Origin of the sequence: Janthinobacterium saanense (assembly GCF_014200675.1) — a bacterium.
Taxonomy (GTDB): domain Bacteria; phylum Pseudomonadota; class Gammaproteobacteria; order Burkholderiales; family Burkholderiaceae_D; genus Janthinobacterium.
This window is the reverse complement of sequence record NZ_JACHCI010000006.1, coordinates 218,066-235,363: the sequence shown is the minus strand read 5'-3', so window position 1 is coordinate 235,363 and position 17,298 is coordinate 218,066. Positions and strand designations below refer to the sequence as shown.

At 61.1% G+C, this 17,298-nt stretch carries 19 protein-coding genes; 12 read left to right on the top strand and 7 right to left on the bottom strand.

Annotated features, from left to right (window positions below):
- Positions 1 to 15: 15 nt before the first annotated feature.
- The 6 genes from HDE72_RS11655 to HDE72_RS11630 all read left to right on the top strand — a co-directional run bounded on the left by HDE72_RS11655 (position 16) and on the right by HDE72_RS11630 (position 6,721).
- Positions 16 to 1,035 carry a ligase-associated DNA damage response exonuclease gene (locus tag HDE72_RS11655; protein WP_183740812.1) on the top strand — a complete coding sequence of 340 codons (1,020 nt, stop codon included), beginning with the start codon at positions 16 to 18 and terminating at the stop codon, positions 1,033 to 1,035.
- Positions 1,028 to 2,656: an ATP-dependent DNA ligase gene (locus HDE72_RS11650; protein ID WP_183740810.1), complete on the top strand. Its 1,629-nt coding sequence runs from the start codon at positions 1,028 to 1,030 to the stop codon at positions 2,654 to 2,656. Before HDE72_RS11655 ends, HDE72_RS11650 begins: the two co-directional genes overlap by 8 nt.
- Positions 2,653 to 5,118, top strand: a complete 2,466-nt coding sequence (locus HDE72_RS11645) for a ligase-associated DNA damage response DEXH box helicase (RefSeq protein ID WP_183740807.1) — start codon at positions 2,653 to 2,655, stop codon at positions 5,116 to 5,118. Before HDE72_RS11650 ends, HDE72_RS11645 begins: the two co-directional genes overlap by 4 nt.
- Positions 5,118 to 5,771, top strand: a complete 654-nt coding sequence (gene pdeM / locus HDE72_RS11640) for a ligase-associated DNA damage response endonuclease PdeM (protein ID WP_183740804.1) — start codon at positions 5,118 to 5,120, stop codon at positions 5,769 to 5,771. The genes HDE72_RS11645 and pdeM overlap by 1 nt, the downstream gene beginning before the upstream one ends.
- Before the next feature lie 152 nt (positions 5,772 to 5,923).
- Positions 5,924 to 6,307, top strand: coding sequence for a KGG domain-containing protein (locus tag HDE72_RS11635; RefSeq protein WP_183740801.1), 384 nt, complete (start codon positions 5,924 to 5,926; stop codon positions 6,305 to 6,307).
- Between the two features lie 126 nt (positions 6,308 to 6,433).
- The gene (locus tag HDE72_RS11630; RefSeq protein ID WP_183740798.1) at positions 6,434 to 6,721 is read left to right on the top strand and encodes a hypothetical protein; all 288 of its coding nucleotides are present in this window, start codon (positions 6,434 to 6,436) and stop codon (positions 6,719 to 6,721) included.
- A gap of 46 nt (positions 6,722 to 6,767) precedes the next feature.
- Here HDE72_RS11630 and HDE72_RS11625 read toward each other — a convergent pair whose 3' ends face one another.
- Positions 6,768 to 7,262 (bottom strand): pyridoxamine 5'-phosphate oxidase family protein, encoded by a 495-nt coding sequence (locus tag HDE72_RS11625; RefSeq protein WP_183740795.1) that lies wholly within the window; start codon positions 7,260 to 7,262, stop codon positions 6,768 to 6,770.
- A 233-nt stretch (positions 7,263 to 7,495) separates the two neighbouring features.
- On the opposite strand from HDE72_RS11625, the gene HDE72_RS11620 reads away from it, so the two are divergent.
- From HDE72_RS11620 to HDE72_RS11595, 6 genes are all read left to right on the top strand, one after another.
- The gene (locus HDE72_RS11620) at positions 7,496 to 8,170 is read left to right on the top strand and encodes a PepSY-associated TM helix domain-containing protein (protein ID WP_183740793.1); all 675 of its coding nucleotides are present in this window, start codon (positions 7,496 to 7,498) and stop codon (positions 8,168 to 8,170) included.
- Between the two features lie 32 nt (positions 8,171 to 8,202).
- Positions 8,203 to 8,718 carry a DUF2271 domain-containing protein gene (locus tag HDE72_RS11615; RefSeq protein WP_183740789.1) on the top strand — a complete coding sequence of 172 codons (516 nt, stop codon included), beginning with the start codon at positions 8,203 to 8,205 and terminating at the stop codon, positions 8,716 to 8,718.
- Positions 8,719 to 8,728: 10 nt separating this feature from the next.
- The gene (locus HDE72_RS11610; protein ID WP_183740786.1) at positions 8,729 to 9,556 is read left to right on the top strand and encodes a DUF4198 domain-containing protein; all 828 of its coding nucleotides are present in this window, start codon (positions 8,729 to 8,731) and stop codon (positions 9,554 to 9,556) included.
- A gap of 17 nt (positions 9,557 to 9,573) precedes the next feature.
- A complete protein-coding gene (locus HDE72_RS11605) occupies positions 9,574 to 10,605 on the top strand; it encodes an FAD:protein FMN transferase (protein ID WP_183740888.1) in 1,032 nt (343 codons plus the stop codon).
- 11 nt (positions 10,606 to 10,616) lie between these two features.
- Positions 10,617 to 11,981: a sulfite reductase subunit alpha gene (locus tag HDE72_RS11600; protein ID WP_183740783.1), complete on the top strand. Its 1,365-nt coding sequence runs from the start codon at positions 10,617 to 10,619 to the stop codon at positions 11,979 to 11,981.
- 70 nt (positions 11,982 to 12,051) lie between these two features.
- On the top strand, positions 12,052 to 12,603 hold the full coding sequence (locus HDE72_RS11595) for a glutathione peroxidase (protein WP_183740779.1): 552 nt from the start codon (positions 12,052 to 12,054) through the stop codon (positions 12,601 to 12,603).
- Between the two features lie 16 nt (positions 12,604 to 12,619).
- On the opposite strand, the gene HDE72_RS11590 is transcribed toward HDE72_RS11595, so the two are convergent.
- From HDE72_RS11590 to HDE72_RS11565, 6 genes are all read right to left on the bottom strand, one after another.
- Positions 12,620 to 13,846: a DUF2325 domain-containing protein gene (locus HDE72_RS11590; RefSeq protein WP_183740777.1), complete on the bottom strand. Its 1,227-nt coding sequence runs from the start codon at positions 13,844 to 13,846 to the stop codon at positions 12,620 to 12,622.
- Between the two features lie 36 nt (positions 13,847 to 13,882).
- The gene (locus HDE72_RS11585) at positions 13,883 to 14,221 is read right to left on the bottom strand and encodes a hypothetical protein (protein WP_183740773.1); all 339 of its coding nucleotides are present in this window, start codon (positions 14,219 to 14,221) and stop codon (positions 13,883 to 13,885) included.
- A 106-nt stretch (positions 14,222 to 14,327) separates the two neighbouring features.
- A complete protein-coding gene (gene hemP / locus HDE72_RS11580; RefSeq protein ID WP_183740770.1) occupies positions 14,328 to 14,525 on the bottom strand; it encodes a hemin uptake protein HemP in 198 nt (65 codons plus the stop codon).
- A 280-nt stretch (positions 14,526 to 14,805) separates the two neighbouring features.
- The gene (locus tag HDE72_RS11575) at positions 14,806 to 15,615 is read right to left on the bottom strand and encodes a Crp/Fnr family transcriptional regulator (protein ID WP_183740885.1); all 810 of its coding nucleotides are present in this window, start codon (positions 15,613 to 15,615) and stop codon (positions 14,806 to 14,808) included.
- Between the two features lie 402 nt (positions 15,616 to 16,017).
- Positions 16,018 to 16,662 carry a response regulator gene (locus HDE72_RS11570; protein WP_183740767.1) on the bottom strand — a complete coding sequence of 215 codons (645 nt, stop codon included), beginning with the start codon at positions 16,660 to 16,662 and terminating at the stop codon, positions 16,018 to 16,020.
- 138 nt (positions 16,663 to 16,800) lie between these two features.
- Positions 16,801 to 17,268: a universal stress protein gene (locus tag HDE72_RS11565; RefSeq protein ID WP_183740764.1), complete on the bottom strand. Its 468-nt coding sequence runs from the start codon at positions 17,266 to 17,268 to the stop codon at positions 16,801 to 16,803.
- Positions 17,269 to 17,298 lie beyond the last annotated feature (30 nt).

The following is a 17,298-nucleotide window of genomic DNA, read 5'->3' as shown; positions in this document are numbered from 1 at the left end:
GTCTGGGAGGCAGGGATGGACGATCTGGTGGTGGTGCGCAAGGAGGGTCTGTATTGTGTGCCGGGGCAGTTTTATATCGACCCCTGGCGTCCCGTCGAGCGCGCCGTCATCACGCACGCGCATGCCGACCACGCCCGCGTGGGTCATCGCCATTACCTGAGTGCGGCCGCCGGCGTACCAGTCTTGCAGGCACGCCTGGGGCCGGTGAACCTCCAGGGCCTGGCGTATGGCGAGCGGCTTACCCACCATGGTGTGACGATTTCGCTGCATCCGGCTGGCCACGTGCTGGGGTCGGCGCAAGTGCGCATCGAATACCAAGGCGAAGTATGGGTGGCGTCGGGCGATTACAAGCTGGAAGCCGATCCCACCTGCGCACCGTTTGAAGCCGTGCGCTGCGACACCTTCATTACCGAATCCACGTTTGGCCTGCCCATCTACCGCTGGCAGGCGCCGCAGGAAATTGTCGACGACATTAACGCCTGGTGGCGCAGCAACGCGCAAGCCGGGCGCTGCAGCGTGATGCTATGCTATGCCTTCGGCAAGGCCCAGCGCATTTTGAGTGGCCTCGATGCCAGCATTGGCCCCATCGTCTGCCACGGCGCTGCACAAGCCTTGAACACGGTGTACCGCGAATGCGGCGTGGCCTTGCCGCCTACCGTGATGGTGGGTGACGTAGAGAAAACTGCTTTACGCAACGCCATCGTCATCGCGCCGCCATCGGCGGCCGGTTCGCCCTGGATGCGGCGTTTCGGCGACTACAGCGATGCATTTGCCAGTGGCTGGATGCTGTTGCGCGGGGCGCGCCGGCGGCGTGGCGTGGACCGGGGTTTTGTTCTGTCTGACCACGCCGATTGGCCCGGCCTGATGCAGGCAATTGCCGCCACCGGTGCGCAGCGCGTGATCGTCACGCATGGTTCCACCGCCGTGATGGTGCGCTGGCTGCGCCAGCAAGGCTTGTTGGCGGGCGGTTTCGAGACGGAATATGGTGACGAGGAAACGGAGCCAGTCATCGGGCCAGAGGCAACGCATGCGTGAATTTGCCCTTCTGTACGCCGAACTCGACGAAACCACGTCTACCAGCCGCAAGCTGGCCGCGCTGCAAACGTATTTTCGGCAAGTCTCACCCGAAAATGCGGCCTGGGCCGTGTATTTCCTGGCTGGTGGCAAGCCGCGCCAGGCCGTGCCCACCAAACTGCTGCGCCAGTACGCGACCGAGTTTGCCGGCCTCGACGACTGGCTGTTCGACGAGTGTTATCAGACCGTCGGCGACCTGGCGGAAACCATCGCCCTGATCTTGCCTGCGCCCACCGGGCGCAGCGATGTGGGCTTGGCCGAGTGGGTGGAACAGCGCATCGCCCCCTTGCGCGGCGCGGCGCCAGACACCATCCGCATGGCGCTGCACGCTTACTGGAATGAGCTGGAAACGCGCGAACGCTTTTTGCTGATCAAGCTGATCGGCGGCGGTTTTCGCGTGGGCGTATCCAAATTGCTGGTGACGCGGGCCTTGGCCACCATCGCGGCGGTCGACAGCAAGCTGATTGCCCAACGTTTGATGGGCTGGACCGATGGCCGTGTCAGCCCCACGGCAGCTGGCTTTTTGCAACTGATCAGCGAACCGCATGCGGGCGAGCATGCCTTGCGCGGCGGCCAGCCGTATCCGTTTTTCCTTGCTCATCCGCTACAGGCCGACCCCGCCATCCTGGGTGAACCGGGCGACTGGCTGGTCGAGTGGAAATATGACGGCATGCGCGCGCAACTGCTGCGGCGCGATGGGCAAAGCTGCTTATGGTCGCGCGGCGAAGACCTGATGACGGAGCGTTTCCCGGAACTTGCCCGTTTGCCCTTGCCGGAAGGCACGGTCATCGATGGTGAGATCCTTGTCTGGCAAGCGGGGGAAGCGCCAGCGCCATTTGCCGACCTGCAAAAACGCATGGGCCGCAAGACCGTCTCCGCCAGGCTGATGGCCGACTTGCCGGTGGTACTGCTCGCTTATGATGTGCTGGAGCTTGATGGCGTCGATATCCGTCACTTGCCGCAGCAGGAGCGGCGCGCTTTGCTGGAACAATTGATTGCTACAGTGAATGCGCCCACGCTGCGATTGTCGCCGTCCATTGTTGCGGACAGCTGGCAAGCGCTGGCGGCCATCCGCACAGAATCGCGTGTCCGTGGCGTGGAAGGTTTGATGCTCAAGCAGCTTTCCAGCGTCTATGGCGTGGGCCGCAGCAAGGATGGCGGAACCTGGTGGAAATGGAAGATCGACCCGCATACCATCGACGCCGTGCTGATTTATGCGCAGGCAGGCCACGGCCGGCGCGCTTCGCTGTACACGGATTACACCTTTGGCGTATGGGATGACGACCCCGAGGCTGAGGGCGGGCGCAAGCTGGTGCCCTTCGCCAAGGCGTATTCCGGCTTGACCGATGCCGAGATCGCCCAGGTCGATGCAGTGATCCGCAAGACAACGATAGAAAAGTTTGGCCCCGTGCGCAGCGTGCGGCCCAGCATGGTGTTCGAGATCGGCTTCGAGGGGATTGCCGCTTCCAGCCGCCACAAGGCCGGTATTGCCGTGCGTTTCCCCCGTATCTTGCGCCGTCGCGAAGACAAGGCCATCGCCGACGCCGACACCCTGGCCACCCTGAAGGGCATGCTGGCATGAGCAAGAGCGCGCTGCTCCAGCGCATCGATCAGTGGTTTATTGATCGCGGCTGGACGGTGTTTCCCTTCCAGCGCACGGTCTGGCGGGCGGCTGGCAAAGGCCAATCGGGTTTGCTGCACGCCAGCACAGGGTCTGGTAAAACCAATGCTGTATGGTTCGGCGCCTTGCTGTTTGCTGCACGGCAGCAACGCAGCAGCCGCAAGCAGGGGCTGCGCGTATTGTGGATCACGCCGATGCGCGCTCTTGCCGCCGACACCGTACGCGCCTTGCAAGCCTCGGGCGCTGAATTAGTCCCGGACTGGCGCATCGAAGCGCGCACCGGCGACACCAGCGCCGCACAGCGGGCGCGGCAATCAAAAGCCTGGCCCGAGGTGCTGGTCACCACACCCGAAAGCCTGTCGCTGATGCTGAGCCAGCTTGACGCCCATCAACGATTCAGTTTGCTGGAAACCGTGATCGTCGATGAATGGCATGAATTGATGGGCAGCAAGCGCGGCGTGCAGGTGCAACTGGCGCTGGCCCGCTTGCGCCTGTGGCAAGGTAGTTTGATGGTATGGGGCTTGTCGGCCACCCTGGGCAATTTGCAGCAGGCGCAAGATGTGTTGCTGGGAGTAGCGGCGGACGGTGTGCTGGTCGAAGGCAAGGTGAAGAAACGCATCGTCATCGACAGCCTGATTCCCGAGCACCCCACGCGTTTTCCCTGGGGCGGCCATCTGGGCATCCAGATGCTGCAGCCGCTCATTGCTGAAATCGAATCGAGCGCGACCAGCCTGGTATTTACCAATACCCGCTCACAAGCCGAACTGTGGTACCAGCATTTGCTCGATGCACGCCCCGATTGGGCCGGCTTGATTGCCCTGCACCATGGTTCGCTGGACCGCGCCGTGCGCGAGTGGGTCGAACAGGGCTTGAAGGAAGGGCGTTTGAAAGCCGTGGTGTGCACCTCCAGCCTGGACCTGGGCGTGGATTTTTTGCCGGTCGAACGGGTATTGCAGATCGGTAGCGCCAAGGGGATTGCGCGGCTGGTGCAGCGGGCCGGGCGCAGCGGCCACGCGCCGGGGCGCATTTCACGCGTGACCCTGGTGCCCACCAACAGCCTGGAATTGCTGGAAGCGGCTGGCGCGCGCCAAGCGCTGGCCCACGGTGAACTCGAAGCGCGGCCCGTGCCCGACAAGCCGCTCGACGTGCTGGTGCAACATCTGGTGACGATCGCCTTGGGTGGCGGTTTTATATCGCAGGCGCTGTACGCGGAAGTGCGCACGGCCTGGTCGTATCGCCACTTGAGCCAGCAAGAGTGGCAGTGGGCGCTCGACTTTGTGGCGCGCGGTGGGCAAAGCTTGTCCGTGTATCCCGAATACCGGCGCGTGCTGCCTGACGAGCAAGGCGTCTACCGTGTGCCGGACGCAGCGCTGGCGCGGCGCCACCGCATGAGCATCGGCACCATCGTCTCGGAAGCATCGATACAAGTGAAGTTCATGCGCGGGGGCAGGATAGGCAGCATCGAGGAATCGTTTATTTCACGGCTGCGCCAGGGCGATCATTTTTTGTTTGGCGGGCGCATCCTGGAATTTGTGCGTGTGCATGAAATGACGGCCTATGTGCGGCGCGCAACGGGCAACCGGGGCGCCGTGCCGCGCTGGCAGGGCGGCAAGATGCCGCTATCGTCCGAACTGGCGCATGCCGTGCTGGACCAGCTGCAGCTGGCCGCCGATGGCCAGGCGCAAGGGCCGGAAATGTTGGCGCTGGCGCCCTTGCTGGCGATACAGCAGCGCTGGTCGGCCTTGCCCACGCGCACCACCTTGCTGCTGGAAACCTTGTCCAGCCGCGAAGGCCGGCATATCTTCATCTATCCCTTTGCGGGCCGTTCCGTGCATCTGGGCCTGGCGTCCCTGCTGGCCTACCGCATCGCGCGCAGTGCGCCTGCCACGTTTTCGATTGCCGTCAACGATTATGGTTTTGAATTGCTGGGCCCGCAGGAACTGGACCTGGCGCCACTGTTTCGCGCTGACACGGGTTCGGATGTTGGCTTGTTTGCCACGGAACATTTGCTGGAAGACGTGCTGGCCAGCCTGAACGCGACGGAATTGTCGCAGCGGCGCTTCCGTGAAATCGCCCGCGTCGCCGGCCTGGTGTTCCAGGGCTATCCGGGCCAGCCGAAAAGTGCGCGCCAGTTGCAAGCGTCGTCCTCGCTGTTTTTTGAAGTATTTCGCAAGCATGACGCTGCCAACTTGCTGCTGACGCAGGCGCAGCGCGAAGTGCTGGAACAGGAACTGGAATTGACGCGCTTGCGCACCACCTTGCAGCAGATGCATGCTTGCCGGCTGGCCCTGCACAGCTTGCCACGCGCCTCGCCGTTTGCGTTTGGCCTGATGGTGGAGCGTTTCCGTGAAAAGTTGACCACGGAAAAACTGTCGGACCGCGTAGCGCGACTGGTGCGCGAACTGGAAAAGGCGGCTGCTTGATGGATGCCTGTTGCCGCGTCAGTCTCGCCGGCGAAACTGTGCTCTTGCTGGCAGGCAAGGCATTGTATTGGCCGGCGCAGCAGATGCTGGTAGTAGCCGATAGTCATTTTGGCAAGGCGGCGTCGTTTCGCGCGCTGGGCGTCCCCGTGCCGCGCGGCACTACCACGCAAAACCTGCAGGCGCTCGATGCCTTGCTGGAACAAGTCGCTTGCCGGCAGATTGTGTTTCTCGGCGACTTTTTGCATGCCAGGGCGGCTCACGCGCCGGCCACCGTGGCGGCCATGCTGGCCTGGCGCCGCCGCCATCCGCAATTGTTGTTGACCTTGGTGCGCGGCAATCACGACCTGCATGCGGGCGACCCGTCGAGCTTGCTGGGCGTGAGCATGGTGGACGAACCATATCGCCTGGGGCCGTTTGCGTTTTGCCATCACCCGGACACGCCCAGCGAGGCTTATGTGCTGGCGGGTCACGTCCACCCCGTCTATCACCTGCGCGTCGGCCACGACGGCTTGCGCCTGCCGTGTTTTCTGCAGGGGCCGTCGCGGCTGATCCTGCCCTCATTTGGCGCTTTCACAGGCGGCCACGCCGTGCGCCCGGCGGTGGGCGAGGCCGTGTTTGTGCTAGCGGACGGGGCCATTTTCCCTCTGCCATGACTACGGAGATGTCCTACATTTTCTCATGTCACCGTCCTATTTGTAATGGCCCAGGCCCGCACTAAGATGAGGTTTCCCTTGCCATGCGGGGTTGTGGACTTTGCATGGAAATCAGTTTTCTGTTTGATTTTTGTTTGACCAAGGAGACCATCATGGCTACATCGAGCGACAATAAACAAGGCAGCAAAGCGGGCAGCAGCAGCGGCAACAAGCAAAGCGATACCAGCAAACGGGGTTTCGCTTCCATGGACCCTGCCCAGCAGCGTGAAATCGCCAGCGAAGGCGGACGTGCCGCGCATGAAAAAGGCACGGCCCACGAATTCACGTCGGAAGAAGCACGCAAGGCTGGCAGCCAAAGCCATAAAAACGATGGCAACCGGCAAAGCGCCAGCACATCATCGGGCACGCGCGACAATGCGAACATGCGGCCTGATAATAATGCCAGCGACACCAGCGGCGGCGGCAAGCAGGGCGGCGGTTCGGGCTCAGGCAGCGGTTCCGGTTCCGGTTCAGGTTCAGGTTCACGTGGCAGCTAAGGTCTGATTTGCCGGAAGAACAGGCGGGGCGATACGGTTTTATCCAATATCGCCCTACCTGTTCCGATGTGCATGGACTATGCTGAAGACGTTGCGATCGTGCAGCAAACCACCATGGAGGTCAACATGGCTAATTCACAAGACAAGCTACACGCCGGGAGTAATCCCGGCAATATGTCCGGCGCCGCGACTGGCGAGTCGGGCAACAAGCAAAGCGACCCGTCCGCAGGGCAAAACTTTGTGCTGGTCGATAGCGAACAGGGTCTCGATATCGGCGACGACTTGTTTGCCATCGGCGAAGTGCGCCGCGCTGACCGCTTGCCGCACCGCCAGGGTGGGGCTGGCGGCCAGAGCCAGCAAAGCGCCTCCGACACTTCTTCTACGCCCGATACCACAGGCAGCACCGGTGTCTGACAGGTATTAACAGCTGAAACACTGGCGCACTGCGCCAGTGTTTTTTTTAGAGATCCACCCTTCCATGTTCCCCCAGGTCCCTGGGCTGGTCCCCTGTGATGGCGGCCTTGGCCATTTCAAAAAATTGCGTCATCTTGCTGCTGTTCACATCCCAGTATTCGGCTGATTGCAAGCTCACCTTGATCAGCGCCAGTTGCGGATCGTCCAGGCCGCCTGGAAACCAGGCCTTGACCAGCGGGTTCCATAATTCTTCTGCCTTGGTCCGGTCCTTGACCAGTTCTGCATGACCGCAGACGGAGACATACAGGCTGTCGCCTGGTTCGGCAAAGCTGATATTGACCTGCGGATTGTTCAACAGCTCGCGCACGAACGGTGTCTGGTTGGAGACAAAAAACCACATCTGGCCCTGGCTATCGGTTTGCTGCAGGGTGAGCGGGCGGCTGGTCAGGGTGCGTGTGTCATCGCTGGTGGTAAACATGCCAAATTTGACTTGTTTGATCTTGCCCGCGATGATGTTCAGTTGTTCGCTGTTATAGCTCATGGCATGCTCCCCTTGGTGGATGACGAAGCTTCAGCATAGGAGACGGCTGGCCGCGACACCGTTCGGCAGCGTACCCTGGGGCGTGATCCATGTTTCAATCTTGTTACAAAACGGGGGGCTGAGCATGCCCTGCTTTGATTGACTTCATAAATGATAATCATTATCATCTTTGTGCTGCTTTGTTCTTGAAAAAGTAGCAAGGCTGGCCGGGAAATTTATTTTTAAGGATGTCAATGAAGCAATCTGACCGTGGCGCGCATGATGTGGGTGCCGCCGACAAGGCCAGGCAGAACGCCAGCCGCGCCGTCTGGCTCAAGCAGCTGCATCAATGGCACTGGATCAGTTCGGCGCTATGTTTGCTGGCGATGTTTTTGTTCGCCATTACCGGCATTACCCTGAATCACGCCACCCAGATTGAAGCCAAGCCGACCGTCACGCGCCAGAAGGCCACTGTGCCTGCGCCGGTGGTGGCTCAGCTGGCCGCGTATGCACAGAAGCATGATGGCGCCAATGCGCCCCTGCCTGGCATCGCCGGGCGCTGGCTGACTCAGCAGTGGTCCATCAATGCGGGCGAGCGCCCGGCCGAATGGTCGGTCGAGGAAGTGTATCTGCCGCTGCCCAAGGCGGGCGGCGACGCCTGGGTGCGCATCGGCCTGGAAGATGGCGCGGCCGAATATGAAGTGACGGACCGGGGCTGGATCTCCTGGCTCAACGATGTGCACAAGGGCCGCAACACGGGCGTGGCCTGGAACTGGTTCATCGATATCTTTGCCGGCCTGTGCGTCGTGTTTTGCCTCACAGGCTTGTTGATTTTAAAGTTCCATGCAGTCAAGCGTCCCCTGACCTGGCCCATGGTAGGACTCGGCATTTTGATACCGTGTGGTATCGCCTTGCTATTCATACACTGATGTTTTTATTTTCCACTTTTTACAGGCATACCATGAAATTACGCTACTCCCTTGCGCTTGGACTTCCCCTGATCGGTACTTCGGCCATGGCGGCCGACCTGTCCCTGAAGCTTGAAATCCCGCAACTGAACGTGGCGGAATATCATCGCCCCTATGTGGCTGCCTGGCTGGAAACGCCGGACCAGAAAGTGGTGGGCAACCTGGCCGTGCTGTACGACGTGAAAAAGAAAGACAAGGGCGGTGAAAAGTGGCTCAAGGATATGCGTCAATGGTGGCGCAAGAGCGGCCGCGACCTGGCCATGCCGGTTGATGGCGTCAGCGGCGCCACGCGTGCGCCCGGCGAACATAATCTGACCTTCCCTGGTTCGAAAGCCGTACTCGACAAACTGCCGGCCGGCGAATATCAATTGGTGGTGGAAGCGGCGCGTGAAGCGGGCGGACGCGAACTGGTGCGCGTACCGTTCCAGTGGCCACCGAAAAGTGCCGAGTCCATACCGGCCAAGGGCAAGGAAGAACTCGGTAACGTCGTCGTCCAACTCAAACCATAAGGCTCCCCCCATGTTGATTACCAAAGTACGCAAGTCATTGATGGTGCTGGCCCTGGCCGGTCTGGCCATGAACGCCCACGCCCATCGCGGCTGGATGGTGCCATCGAGCACGATGGTGGAAAGCAAAGATGCCTGGGTGACGGTGGATGCCGCCGTGTCCGATGGCTTGTTTGAGATCGATCATCAGCCGCTGCGTTTGGACTTGCTGCAAATCACGGGGCCGGATGGCGCCACGGTAGCGCCCGCCAATGTATTGACGGGACGGCTGCGCAGCGTGTTCGACGTCAAGCTGGAAAAGCCGGGCACCTATAAAGCGGCCATCGTGTCACAAACCGTGATGGCCAGCTACAAGGTGAATGGCGAGCAAAAGCGTTTCCGTGGCAACGAGGAAACCTTCAAGAAAGACGTGCCAGCCGATGCGCAAGAATTGAAAGTCACGCGCACGGCAGGCCGTCTGGAAACGTTCTTCAGCAATGGCGAGACCAGCACGGCCGTGTTCAAGCCGACCGGCGCGGGCCTGGAATTCGTACCCGTCACGCATCCCAACGATTTGCACGCAGGCGAAAAAGCCACCTGGCGCTTCCTGATCGATGGCAAGCCGGCCGCCAACCTGGCGTTCAGCCTGGTGCCAGGCGGCGTGCGCTACCGTGGCGTGCTTGGCGAAATCCGCCAGACGACTGATGCCAAGGGCGAGATCACGTTTACCGTGCCGGCCGCCGGCATGTATTACCTGAGCAGCAGCTGGCCTGCCGCCGCACCTGCCGTGGCGGGTCAACCGCCCGCCATGCCCGAGCGCCGCATGACCTACGCGGCCAGTGTGGAAGTGTTGCCGCAATAATCGTGGGTAGCGAGTCTATCCGGCGGGTCTTGCTGCCTCACCATATTTCTGACGAGGCCGCGCCGCCCGGTGCCGTCGCTCGCCATTTTAGCGGCCTCAGCATGGGCACTAGCTGGACGGTGCACCTGCTGGAAAACGCCAACTCTGGGCGTGCCGGTAAGGTTGATTTGCAGCAAGGCTTGCAGCAGCAGCTGGATCTGGTGGTGGCGCAAATGAGCCACTGGAGCGAAGACTCGGACCTGGGCCGTTTTAACCGGGCCGAGCCGGGTAGCTGGCACAGCCTGCCTGCGGCTTTTTGCGAAGTGCTGGCTTTTGCCATGCATGTGGCGCATGTTTCTGGCGGCGCCTACGATCCCTGCGCCGGCGCGCTGGTCAACCTGTGGGGCTTCGGCTCCCGCCAGCGTTACGAGCAGCCAGGTTTTCAATCGCCAACACCCGAGACAGTCGCCTTTCTGCTGTCGCAGCAAGGCCGTCGCCGTCTGGCACTGGACTTGCCGGCCCGCCGCGTGCGCCAGCCCGGCGGTTTGCTGCTGGACTTGTCGGCTGTGGCCAAGGGTTATGGCGTGGACCGCCTGGCGCGCTATCTCGATAGCCAGGGCATACGCCACTATCTGCTGGAAGTAGGGGGCGAGCTGCGCGGTGCCGGCAGCAAGCCCGACGGCCAGCCCTGGTGGGTGATGCTGGAGCAAGTCGATGGCGTGGCGGACACAATGCCACAGCCACCGGAAATGCTGCTGGCGCTGCATGGCTTGTCAGTGGCCACGTCGGGCGATTACCGGCGCTTTTTTCAGGATGGCGCCACGCGCGTTTCCCACACCATCGATCCGCGCAGCGGCATGCCGATCAGCAACCAACTCGCTTCCGTCACCGTGGTACACGCCGAATGCATGGCGGCCGACGCCTGGTCGACGGCCTTGACCGTGCTGGGCCCGGAGGCAGGCCTGGCGCTTGCCGAAGAGCAAGGCCTGGCCGCGCGTTTCCTGCAGCGTGACGGAGATGGATTGCGCGAAACATTGAGCAGCCAGATGCTGGCCATGCTGGACGAATAACACTGAACCCCATGATTTTTACGCACGATACGACGCGGCTGGCCTTGCTCGCTGGCATGTCTCTCAGTTATGCCGGCGTCTGCCTGGCGCCCTGGTTGCGCGCGCGCAAGCGTCGCCGCGCAGACAAAGCGGCCAAAGAGGCCTTGGCCGATACACCGGCCTGGCTGGTGGTCTACGCCAGCCAGACCGGCAATGCCGAAGAGCTGGCCACGCAGACGGCGCATAGTTTACAACTGGCAGGCTTGCCCGTGCGCCTGTGTGCGCTGGCCGATGTCAGTGCCGAAGATTTGCAGCAGGCCGAGCGGGCCTTGTTTCTGGTCAGCACCTATGGCGAGGGCGACGCTCCCGATAATGCAGCTGCCTTCATCGGCAAGCTGATGACGGGAGAATTGGCGCTGCCCCAGTTGCACTATGGTCTGCTGGCCTTGGGCGATAGCAGTTACAGCCAGTATTGCGGCTTTGGCCGCGCTTTGGATACCTGGCTGGCCGGGCAGGGCGCCTCGCCCCTGTTTGAACGCATCGAGGTGGACCGCAGTGCCGGCGCCGCCATCGAGCACTGGTTTCAGAGCCTCAGTCACCTGGCTGGCACCAGTGATGCGCCGGACTGGAGTGCGCCCGCCTTTGGCGACTGGTCCTTATTGGTGCGGCGTTTGTTGAATCCGGGCAGCGCGGGTGGCGCCGTGTATCACGTGGAACTGGCGCCTGCCAGCGGCGCTTTGCCCGATTGGCAGTCGGGCGACCTGGTGCAGGTGGCGGCGCCGGCCGACCCGGCGCAGCCGCGTGAATATTCGATCGCTTCGATACCGCATGACGGCAGCGTGCATTTGCTGGTGCGCCAGCATTGTCACTCCGATGGCAGCCTGGGCCTGGCGTCCGGGTGGCTGACGGCGCAATCGCAGCCAGGTGATACGGTGCAGCTGCGCTTGCGCCCGCATCGGCGTTTCCGCCTGGAAGACAATGCGGCCCGGCCCTTGATTTTGATCGGCAACGGCAGCGGCATCGCCGGCTTGCGTGGCCACTTGAAAAGCCGGGTGCTGGCTGGCCAGCGCCGCAATTGGCTGATCTTTGGCGAACGCAATGCCGAGCATGATTTCCACTATCGGGCAGAGTTGCAGCACTGGCATGCCAGCGGCGACTTGCCGCGCCTGGACATGGTGTTTTCGCGCGACCAGCCAGAGCGCCTGTATGTGCAGGACCGCTTGCGCGGCAATGCCGATGAAGTGCAGCTGTGGCTGGAACAGGGTGCTGCCATCTATATTTGCGGCAGCCTGGCCGGCATGGCAGGCGGCGTCGACCTGGCCTTGCAAGACATACTGGGCCGGCCCGCGCTCGATGCGCTGGCAGCGCAAGGACGCTACCGGCGTGACGTGTACTGAGGATTTAAATGCTTCGCCAGCACGTCCGCGCAGAGGCGGTTATGATGGTTCTTTCTTCCAAGGAGACATCATGAGCGACAGCATTTACGACATTCCTTTGCACCGCATCAATGGCGACGCTGCCACCTTGGGTGCGTACCGGGGCAAAGTAATACTGGTGGTCAACGTGGCGTCGGCCTGTGGCTTGACGCCGCAGTACGAAGGCCTGGAAAAACTGTATCAAGACAAGCAGGCCCAAGGCCTGGTGGTGGCTGGTTTCCCTGCCAACGAATTTGGCGCGCAAGAGCCGGGCAGCAATGCCGAGATCGCGGACTTTTGCAGCACGAAGTTCAGCGTGCAATTCCCTCTGTTTGAAAAAATCGTCGTCAAGGGCCCGGACCAGCATCCCTTATACCAGCGCCTGATCGAACAGCAGCCGCAGGCGCAGGAAAAGCCGGGCAGCGATTTCCGCGCCAAGCTGGCCGGTTATGGCATCGTGCAAGAGAACCCGACCGACGTGCTGTGGAATTTCGAGAAATTTTTGATCAGCAAGGATGGTCGCGTGGTAGGACGCTTTGCGCCCGATACCACGGCCGATGATGCGATTTTGCGCGAGGCCATCGAGCGCGAACTGGCAGCTTAAAAAAGCCGGGGGCGCTTTATTCTGCTGTGTTCAGTGCCGCCGGTTCCATCTCGCCACTGACTTCCTGCAAGCCGCGCGCCAGGCTGGAAATGCTGGGGTTGTCGATGAACACGCAACGCTTGCCGGTCCGTTTGCAATAATCCTTGACGCGCCAGTAAGCGCTGTGGCTGATGCAGCCGGTCTGGCAAATTACCAGGTCGGCTGCCGCCAGGCTGGAATCGAGCATATTGGCATTGTCTTCCAGGCCGCCATCGTGGTGGGCGAACTGGCCGCCGACCCGCTCGATCAGTGCGCGGTAAGTTGCCACATTGCCGCTGCGTCCACCCACGCACAGCACGCTTTGATCGACCAGGCGTATCGGCATCTTGAGCTTGCCGCCAGTGGGCACTTCCAGCTTCGGCGCTGGCGGCGGTGCGACTGGCGCCGTGCGCGGCTGCGCCTGTTTCAATTCGCTGATTTGCTGGCGCAATTCTTTCTCACGTTCATCCATCTGCGCCAGGCGTTCCACTAAACGGGTACGCGCTTCCAGTTCCGGCACGATCGCTTGCAATTGCGCCAGTTCGGCACGCAAGCTGTCGATCACGCTGTCCTTGCCGATGGTGTCGGCACGCGCGCGCAGCAGTAGCGCCTCCTGGCGTTCCAGGTCGCCCGTTTTTTCCTGCAGCAGGGCATGGCTACGTTGTTGCAGCTTGGCCAGTTCCTGCGTCAGGCGCGCGTTTTCTTCCTGCAAGGCCGTGAATTTGCCCATGTCGGCCCGCACGCAGGCGCCTGCCTGGTGTTGTATCATGTGCAAATCCCTGCACATCTGCTCTTCCAGTTCCGCATCGCAGCGCGGGTGGGTCAAGCCTGCCCAGAAGGCGCCGGCCACATCGCCATTGCCTACGGCCGCGCGCCACAATTGCGCCACTTGCTCCGTCGTTTTTGCGCCGCGAAAACGCAGGATCACGGGCGCGTAACGGCGTTCCAGTTCTTTTTGCAGCGCTTCCGACAGCCGGTTGCGCGCGCCGCATTCCGTCACGGCGCCTACATGTACCTCGTAATCGTCGGCCAGCACGCGGCCGCCCGTCATCTTGCCGACCAGCTTGCGCAAATAGCCAAGTGGCAAGCCTACGCCGACCAGCGGGCAGTGGCAGGTATGCGACAGTTCCCACAGCCGTCGCCGGCGCGAAGCGAGCGCGGCCTTTTCGGCCTCGCCGCTGGAACAATTGCTGATGACGGGGAGAGACTTGTCTTTGTCACACATGGCGATATCCTGTTAGGCGTAGGGGAAACGGAAGAATTATTGCGGTAGGGAAGCTGCAGGGCGCTTGGTGCCGACCATGCGGCCCAGGCGTTCGATGAAGGTGGTTTTTGGCGGCGTGGGTAAATTCAGGCTGACCCGCGTGGCCCATTGCTGCGACAGTTGCTGGCAAGTCGCTTGCAGCACGGGCGCCAGGTCGGGCAGGCCGGACAGCACTTGCAGATGGCGTTCGATCACCGACGCCAGTTTCGGGCAGGCACCGTTATCAGTGCTGTGTGCGTGGTAATGCGACATCAGGTGCAATACGGCTGACAGCATCAATTCAGGCTGTTGCCTGCTTGCGCCGACAGACATCGAAGAGTTAAGGTCGATCGCCATCAAACACTCCTGTGCGGTGGTTTGGCTGGCTGGCGCGCACGTGGCGCGCGACTGGCTGGCGGGGTGATGCCTGGCTGCTGCGTAATGTTGATGCAGTTGAGGCAGTTCAGGCAGTCAGGATCAGCTTATTCAATTGGGTGACGCGCAAGCGGTAAATCTTGCCGCTGTGTTCGATTTCCACTTCACGTCCCTGCTGCAGCAACGCTTCGCTGGTGATGCGGCGCGCCGGTTGCGCCATGCTTGCGAGCGGACGAGCGTGAACGGAAGGAGCATCCTGGACCAAGGCGGGTTTTGAAGTATGCATTTTGACTTTCTTTTATCTCAGTTGAGAATGATTCGTATTTGCATTATTGTTGAATGTGGCCCGAAAAGCAAGCCCTATTTATGCGAAATCGGGCATTTAGTTGAGCATTTGTGAGAGGGGATTGCCGCCTGGTCAATTCAGATGGCGAATTGGCATGCGCGGCGGGAACGGTGCGGGGGCGGCAGGAGGGTGTGGCGAGGATGTCGAGGCGAAAAAAGACCCGGCGGGGCGGCAAGCGCTCCGGCCGGGTCAAGCCTGTGTCCGGCTAGTTCTCAATGGCTTAGATCGTGGCGAGCAACTGGGCGGCATCGGCCTTGGCGGCAGCTTGCGTGTCGGCCTTCAGCTTGGCGGCCGCCAGTTGCTTGGCGCGCGAGCGCGATGGCGGCAGGCGGCGCAGGGTTTTCAGGGCATCGGGATCCTTGATGCCGATGGTGCGCTGGTCCACCGTGATCAGGCCGATTTCATTGAAGGCGGACAGGGTGCGGCTGACGGTTTCCAGGGTCAGGCCCAGATAGCTGCCGATTTCGTGGCGCGTCATGCGCAGGTTGAACAGTTTGCTGGAGTAGCCCATCTGCGCGAAGCGGTCGGCCAGCGAAACGAGGAAGCGGGCCACGCGGGCTTCGGCGCTGAGCGCGCCCAGCATGCCGATCATCGCCTGTTCGCGCACCAGTTCGCGGCTCATCACGCCATACATGACGTTTTCCAGTTCCAGGTGAACCCGGCCCAGCGCCGTCAGTTTTTTGAAGGGCAGCAAGATCAGGTCGCAGTCGGACAGGGCCACTGCCTCCGACGAATAATGGCGCGAGTGGATGCCGTCCACGCCCAGCATGTCGCCCTTCATGGGAAAACTGAGTACCTGCTCGTTGCCGAATTCGTCGATCAGCACGGTTTTCAAAAAGCCCGAGTTGACAATATATAAGGTGTCGAAAGGCTGGCCGATGGTGTGTACGCGCTGCCCCGTCTTGAACTGTACGTGCTGGAACAGCAACTCGTCGGCGGCAATGGTGCAGGCGTTGGAGATATGCAGCAGGTCACATACTTCCTTCAGATTCGACCACAGCCGCCCTTGGCGCTGGCGTCCCGCTTCCATCGAGGAAGATGGGACGAGCGACGACGAGGCTGGGCGGTTTTCAGGTGTTTGCGTGGACAGCATGTTCATCTCCTGGTGACAGGTAGTTCAGATTTGAATAACGAAATGCACGGGGTCGTTGCGCCCGGTCATGCTGGCCGGCGGCGTTGAACCTGGCGGATATTGCTCAATTCGCTGAAGACTTGCTGTATGACGACGGTATTAACGATCGACGTAAGGACATAACTTGGCAGCAACTTGATTACTGATTTCAGTATGCCAACAGCCGTATAAAATTAATATCAGCAAGTGGCTGAATATGGGAGTAGGAGCCACGGCAGTGTCTGTAGGATTGTTCCTACTGAGATGTATGTCATTGCCTATGCCGATGGCATGGCAATGATGGACGGAGCGCGGGCGCGCTCAGGTCTTGAAGGGAGACAGCAAGCGGTGGGCGACGGCGTATTGCACCATTTCTGACAGGGAACTCATGCCCATCTTTTGCATGATGCGCGTCTTGTGTGTGCTGACCGTCTTGACGCTCAGGTGCAGGTTGTTGGCGATTTCCGTGATCGACTTGCCCGAGACCAGCAGCGAAAAGACTTCGAATTCGCGGTCCGACAACTGTTTATGCAGCAGGCTTTCATTGGGCATCATGATATTGAGCACCAGCTGTTCGGCCACTTCGGCGCTGATGTAGGGGCGGCCCGACGCCACTTTGTGGATGGCGCCCACCAGCTGGGTGCCGGCGCTTTCCTTGGTCAGATAGCCTTGCGCGCCGGCGCGGATGGCGCGCACGGCGTATTGTTCCTCTTCATGCATGGTGAGGATCAGGATGGCCAGCTTGGGCGCTTCGCTGCGGATCTGGCGTATCAGGTCGACCCCGCTGCGGCCCGGCATCGACAGGTCGAGCAGCAGCAGGTCAAAACCACCCTGGCGCACATGGTTCAGTACTTCGAAACCATCGATGGCTTCGCCCACGATATCGATATCGGGCGCGCCGTCGAGTATGCGCTTCAAGCCCTCGCGCATGATGGTGTGGTCGTCGGCAATCACAATACGTATCATAGGCCTGCAGTCTGTGCTGGCCACAAGGAGCTGGCCAAGGGTAGAAAGAATTGTTAAAAAATCGGAAAGCTTGTCATATTAGCTGAAAACGGCGCCATCCCCGAGTTTCTACCGTGCGCCGCTGTTTCATATGACCTGCTATGGGGCCGGCGGTTCCTTGATCAGCCTATGCACCAGTACCGGTAGTGTCGAGTGCGACAAGACTTTGTTGGTGACGCTGCCCAGCAAGAGCTGGCCCCAGCCGCTGCGGCCATGGGAGCCCATGAAAATCAGGTCGCAATGCTGCAACTGGGCCACTTCGACAATTTTCAGGGCGGGACTGTCGGAGAACGTCGTCAAGCCGGTTGCCTGCAGTCCCCGTTTGGCTGCCGCATCGAGCACGGCTTGCCAGTGGCCGGCGCCGGCCTTGCGCATGGCGATGCGGTATTCCTCTTCGCTGGGATAGCTCGGCGGAATGATTTCGATATACACCGGGTATTGGTACTCGGGCGCCACATACAGGGCGAGTATGTCCGCCTGCATCTGTTCTGCAAAGGCCACGCCGGCGCAGGCGGTCAGGTTGGAGACGGCTGAGCCGTCGGTGGCGATCAGAATTTTCTTATACATGGCAGTTCCTTCGTGTATGGACCGGCGCGC

Coding starts and splice junctions, on each gene's coding strand:
- HDE72_RS11615 (WP_183740789.1), top strand. CDS start 8,203: ATGAAATTACGCTACTCCCTTGCGCTTGGACTTCCCCTGATCGGTACT.
- HDE72_RS11585 (WP_183740773.1), bottom strand. CDS start 14,221: ATGGCGATCGACCTTAACTCTTCGATGTCTGTCGGCGCAAGCAGGCAA.
- HDE72_RS11620 (WP_183740793.1), top strand. CDS start 7,496: ATGAAGCAATCTGACCGTGGCGCGCATGATGTGGGTGCCGCCGACAAG.
- HDE72_RS11645 (WP_183740807.1), top strand. CDS start 2,653: ATGAGCAAGAGCGCGCTGCTCCAGCGCATCGATCAGTGGTTTATTGAT.
- HDE72_RS11655 (WP_183740812.1), top strand. CDS start 16: ATGGACGATCTGGTGGTGGTGCGCAAGGAGGGTCTGTATTGTGTGCCG.
- HDE72_RS11590 (WP_183740777.1), bottom strand. CDS start 13,846: ATGTGTGACAAAGACAAGTCTCTCCCCGTCATCAGCAATTGTTCCAGC.
- HDE72_RS11630 (WP_183740798.1), top strand. CDS start 6,434: ATGGCTAATTCACAAGACAAGCTACACGCCGGGAGTAATCCCGGCAAT.
- HDE72_RS11625 (WP_183740795.1), bottom strand. CDS start 7,262: ATGAGCTATAACAGCGAACAACTGAACATCATCGCGGGCAAGATCAAA.
- pdeM (WP_183740804.1), top strand. CDS start 5,118: ATGGATGCCTGTTGCCGCGTCAGTCTCGCCGGCGAAACTGTGCTCTTG.
- HDE72_RS11635 (WP_183740801.1), top strand. CDS start 5,924: ATGGCTACATCGAGCGACAATAAACAAGGCAGCAAAGCGGGCAGCAGC.
- HDE72_RS11650 (WP_183740810.1), top strand. CDS start 1,028: ATGCGTGAATTTGCCCTTCTGTACGCCGAACTCGACGAAACCACGTCT.
- HDE72_RS11595 (WP_183740779.1), top strand. CDS start 12,052: ATGAGCGACAGCATTTACGACATTCCTTTGCACCGCATCAATGGCGAC.
- HDE72_RS11570 (WP_183740767.1), bottom strand. CDS start 16,662: ATGATACGTATTGTGATTGCCGACGACCACACCATCATGCGCGAGGGC.
- HDE72_RS11565 (WP_183740764.1), bottom strand. CDS start 17,268: ATGTATAAGAAAATTCTGATCGCCACCGACGGCTCAGCCGTCTCCAAC.
- HDE72_RS11575 (WP_183740885.1), bottom strand. CDS start 15,615: ATGGAAGCGGGACGCCAGCGCCAAGGGCGGCTGTGGTCGAATCTGAAG.
- HDE72_RS11610 (WP_183740786.1), top strand. CDS start 8,729: ATGTTGATTACCAAAGTACGCAAGTCATTGATGGTGCTGGCCCTGGCC.
- HDE72_RS11600 (WP_183740783.1), top strand. CDS start 10,617: ATGATTTTTACGCACGATACGACGCGGCTGGCCTTGCTCGCTGGCATG.
- hemP (WP_183740770.1), bottom strand. CDS start 14,525: ATGCATACTTCAAAACCCGCCTTGGTCCAGGATGCTCCTTCCGTTCAC.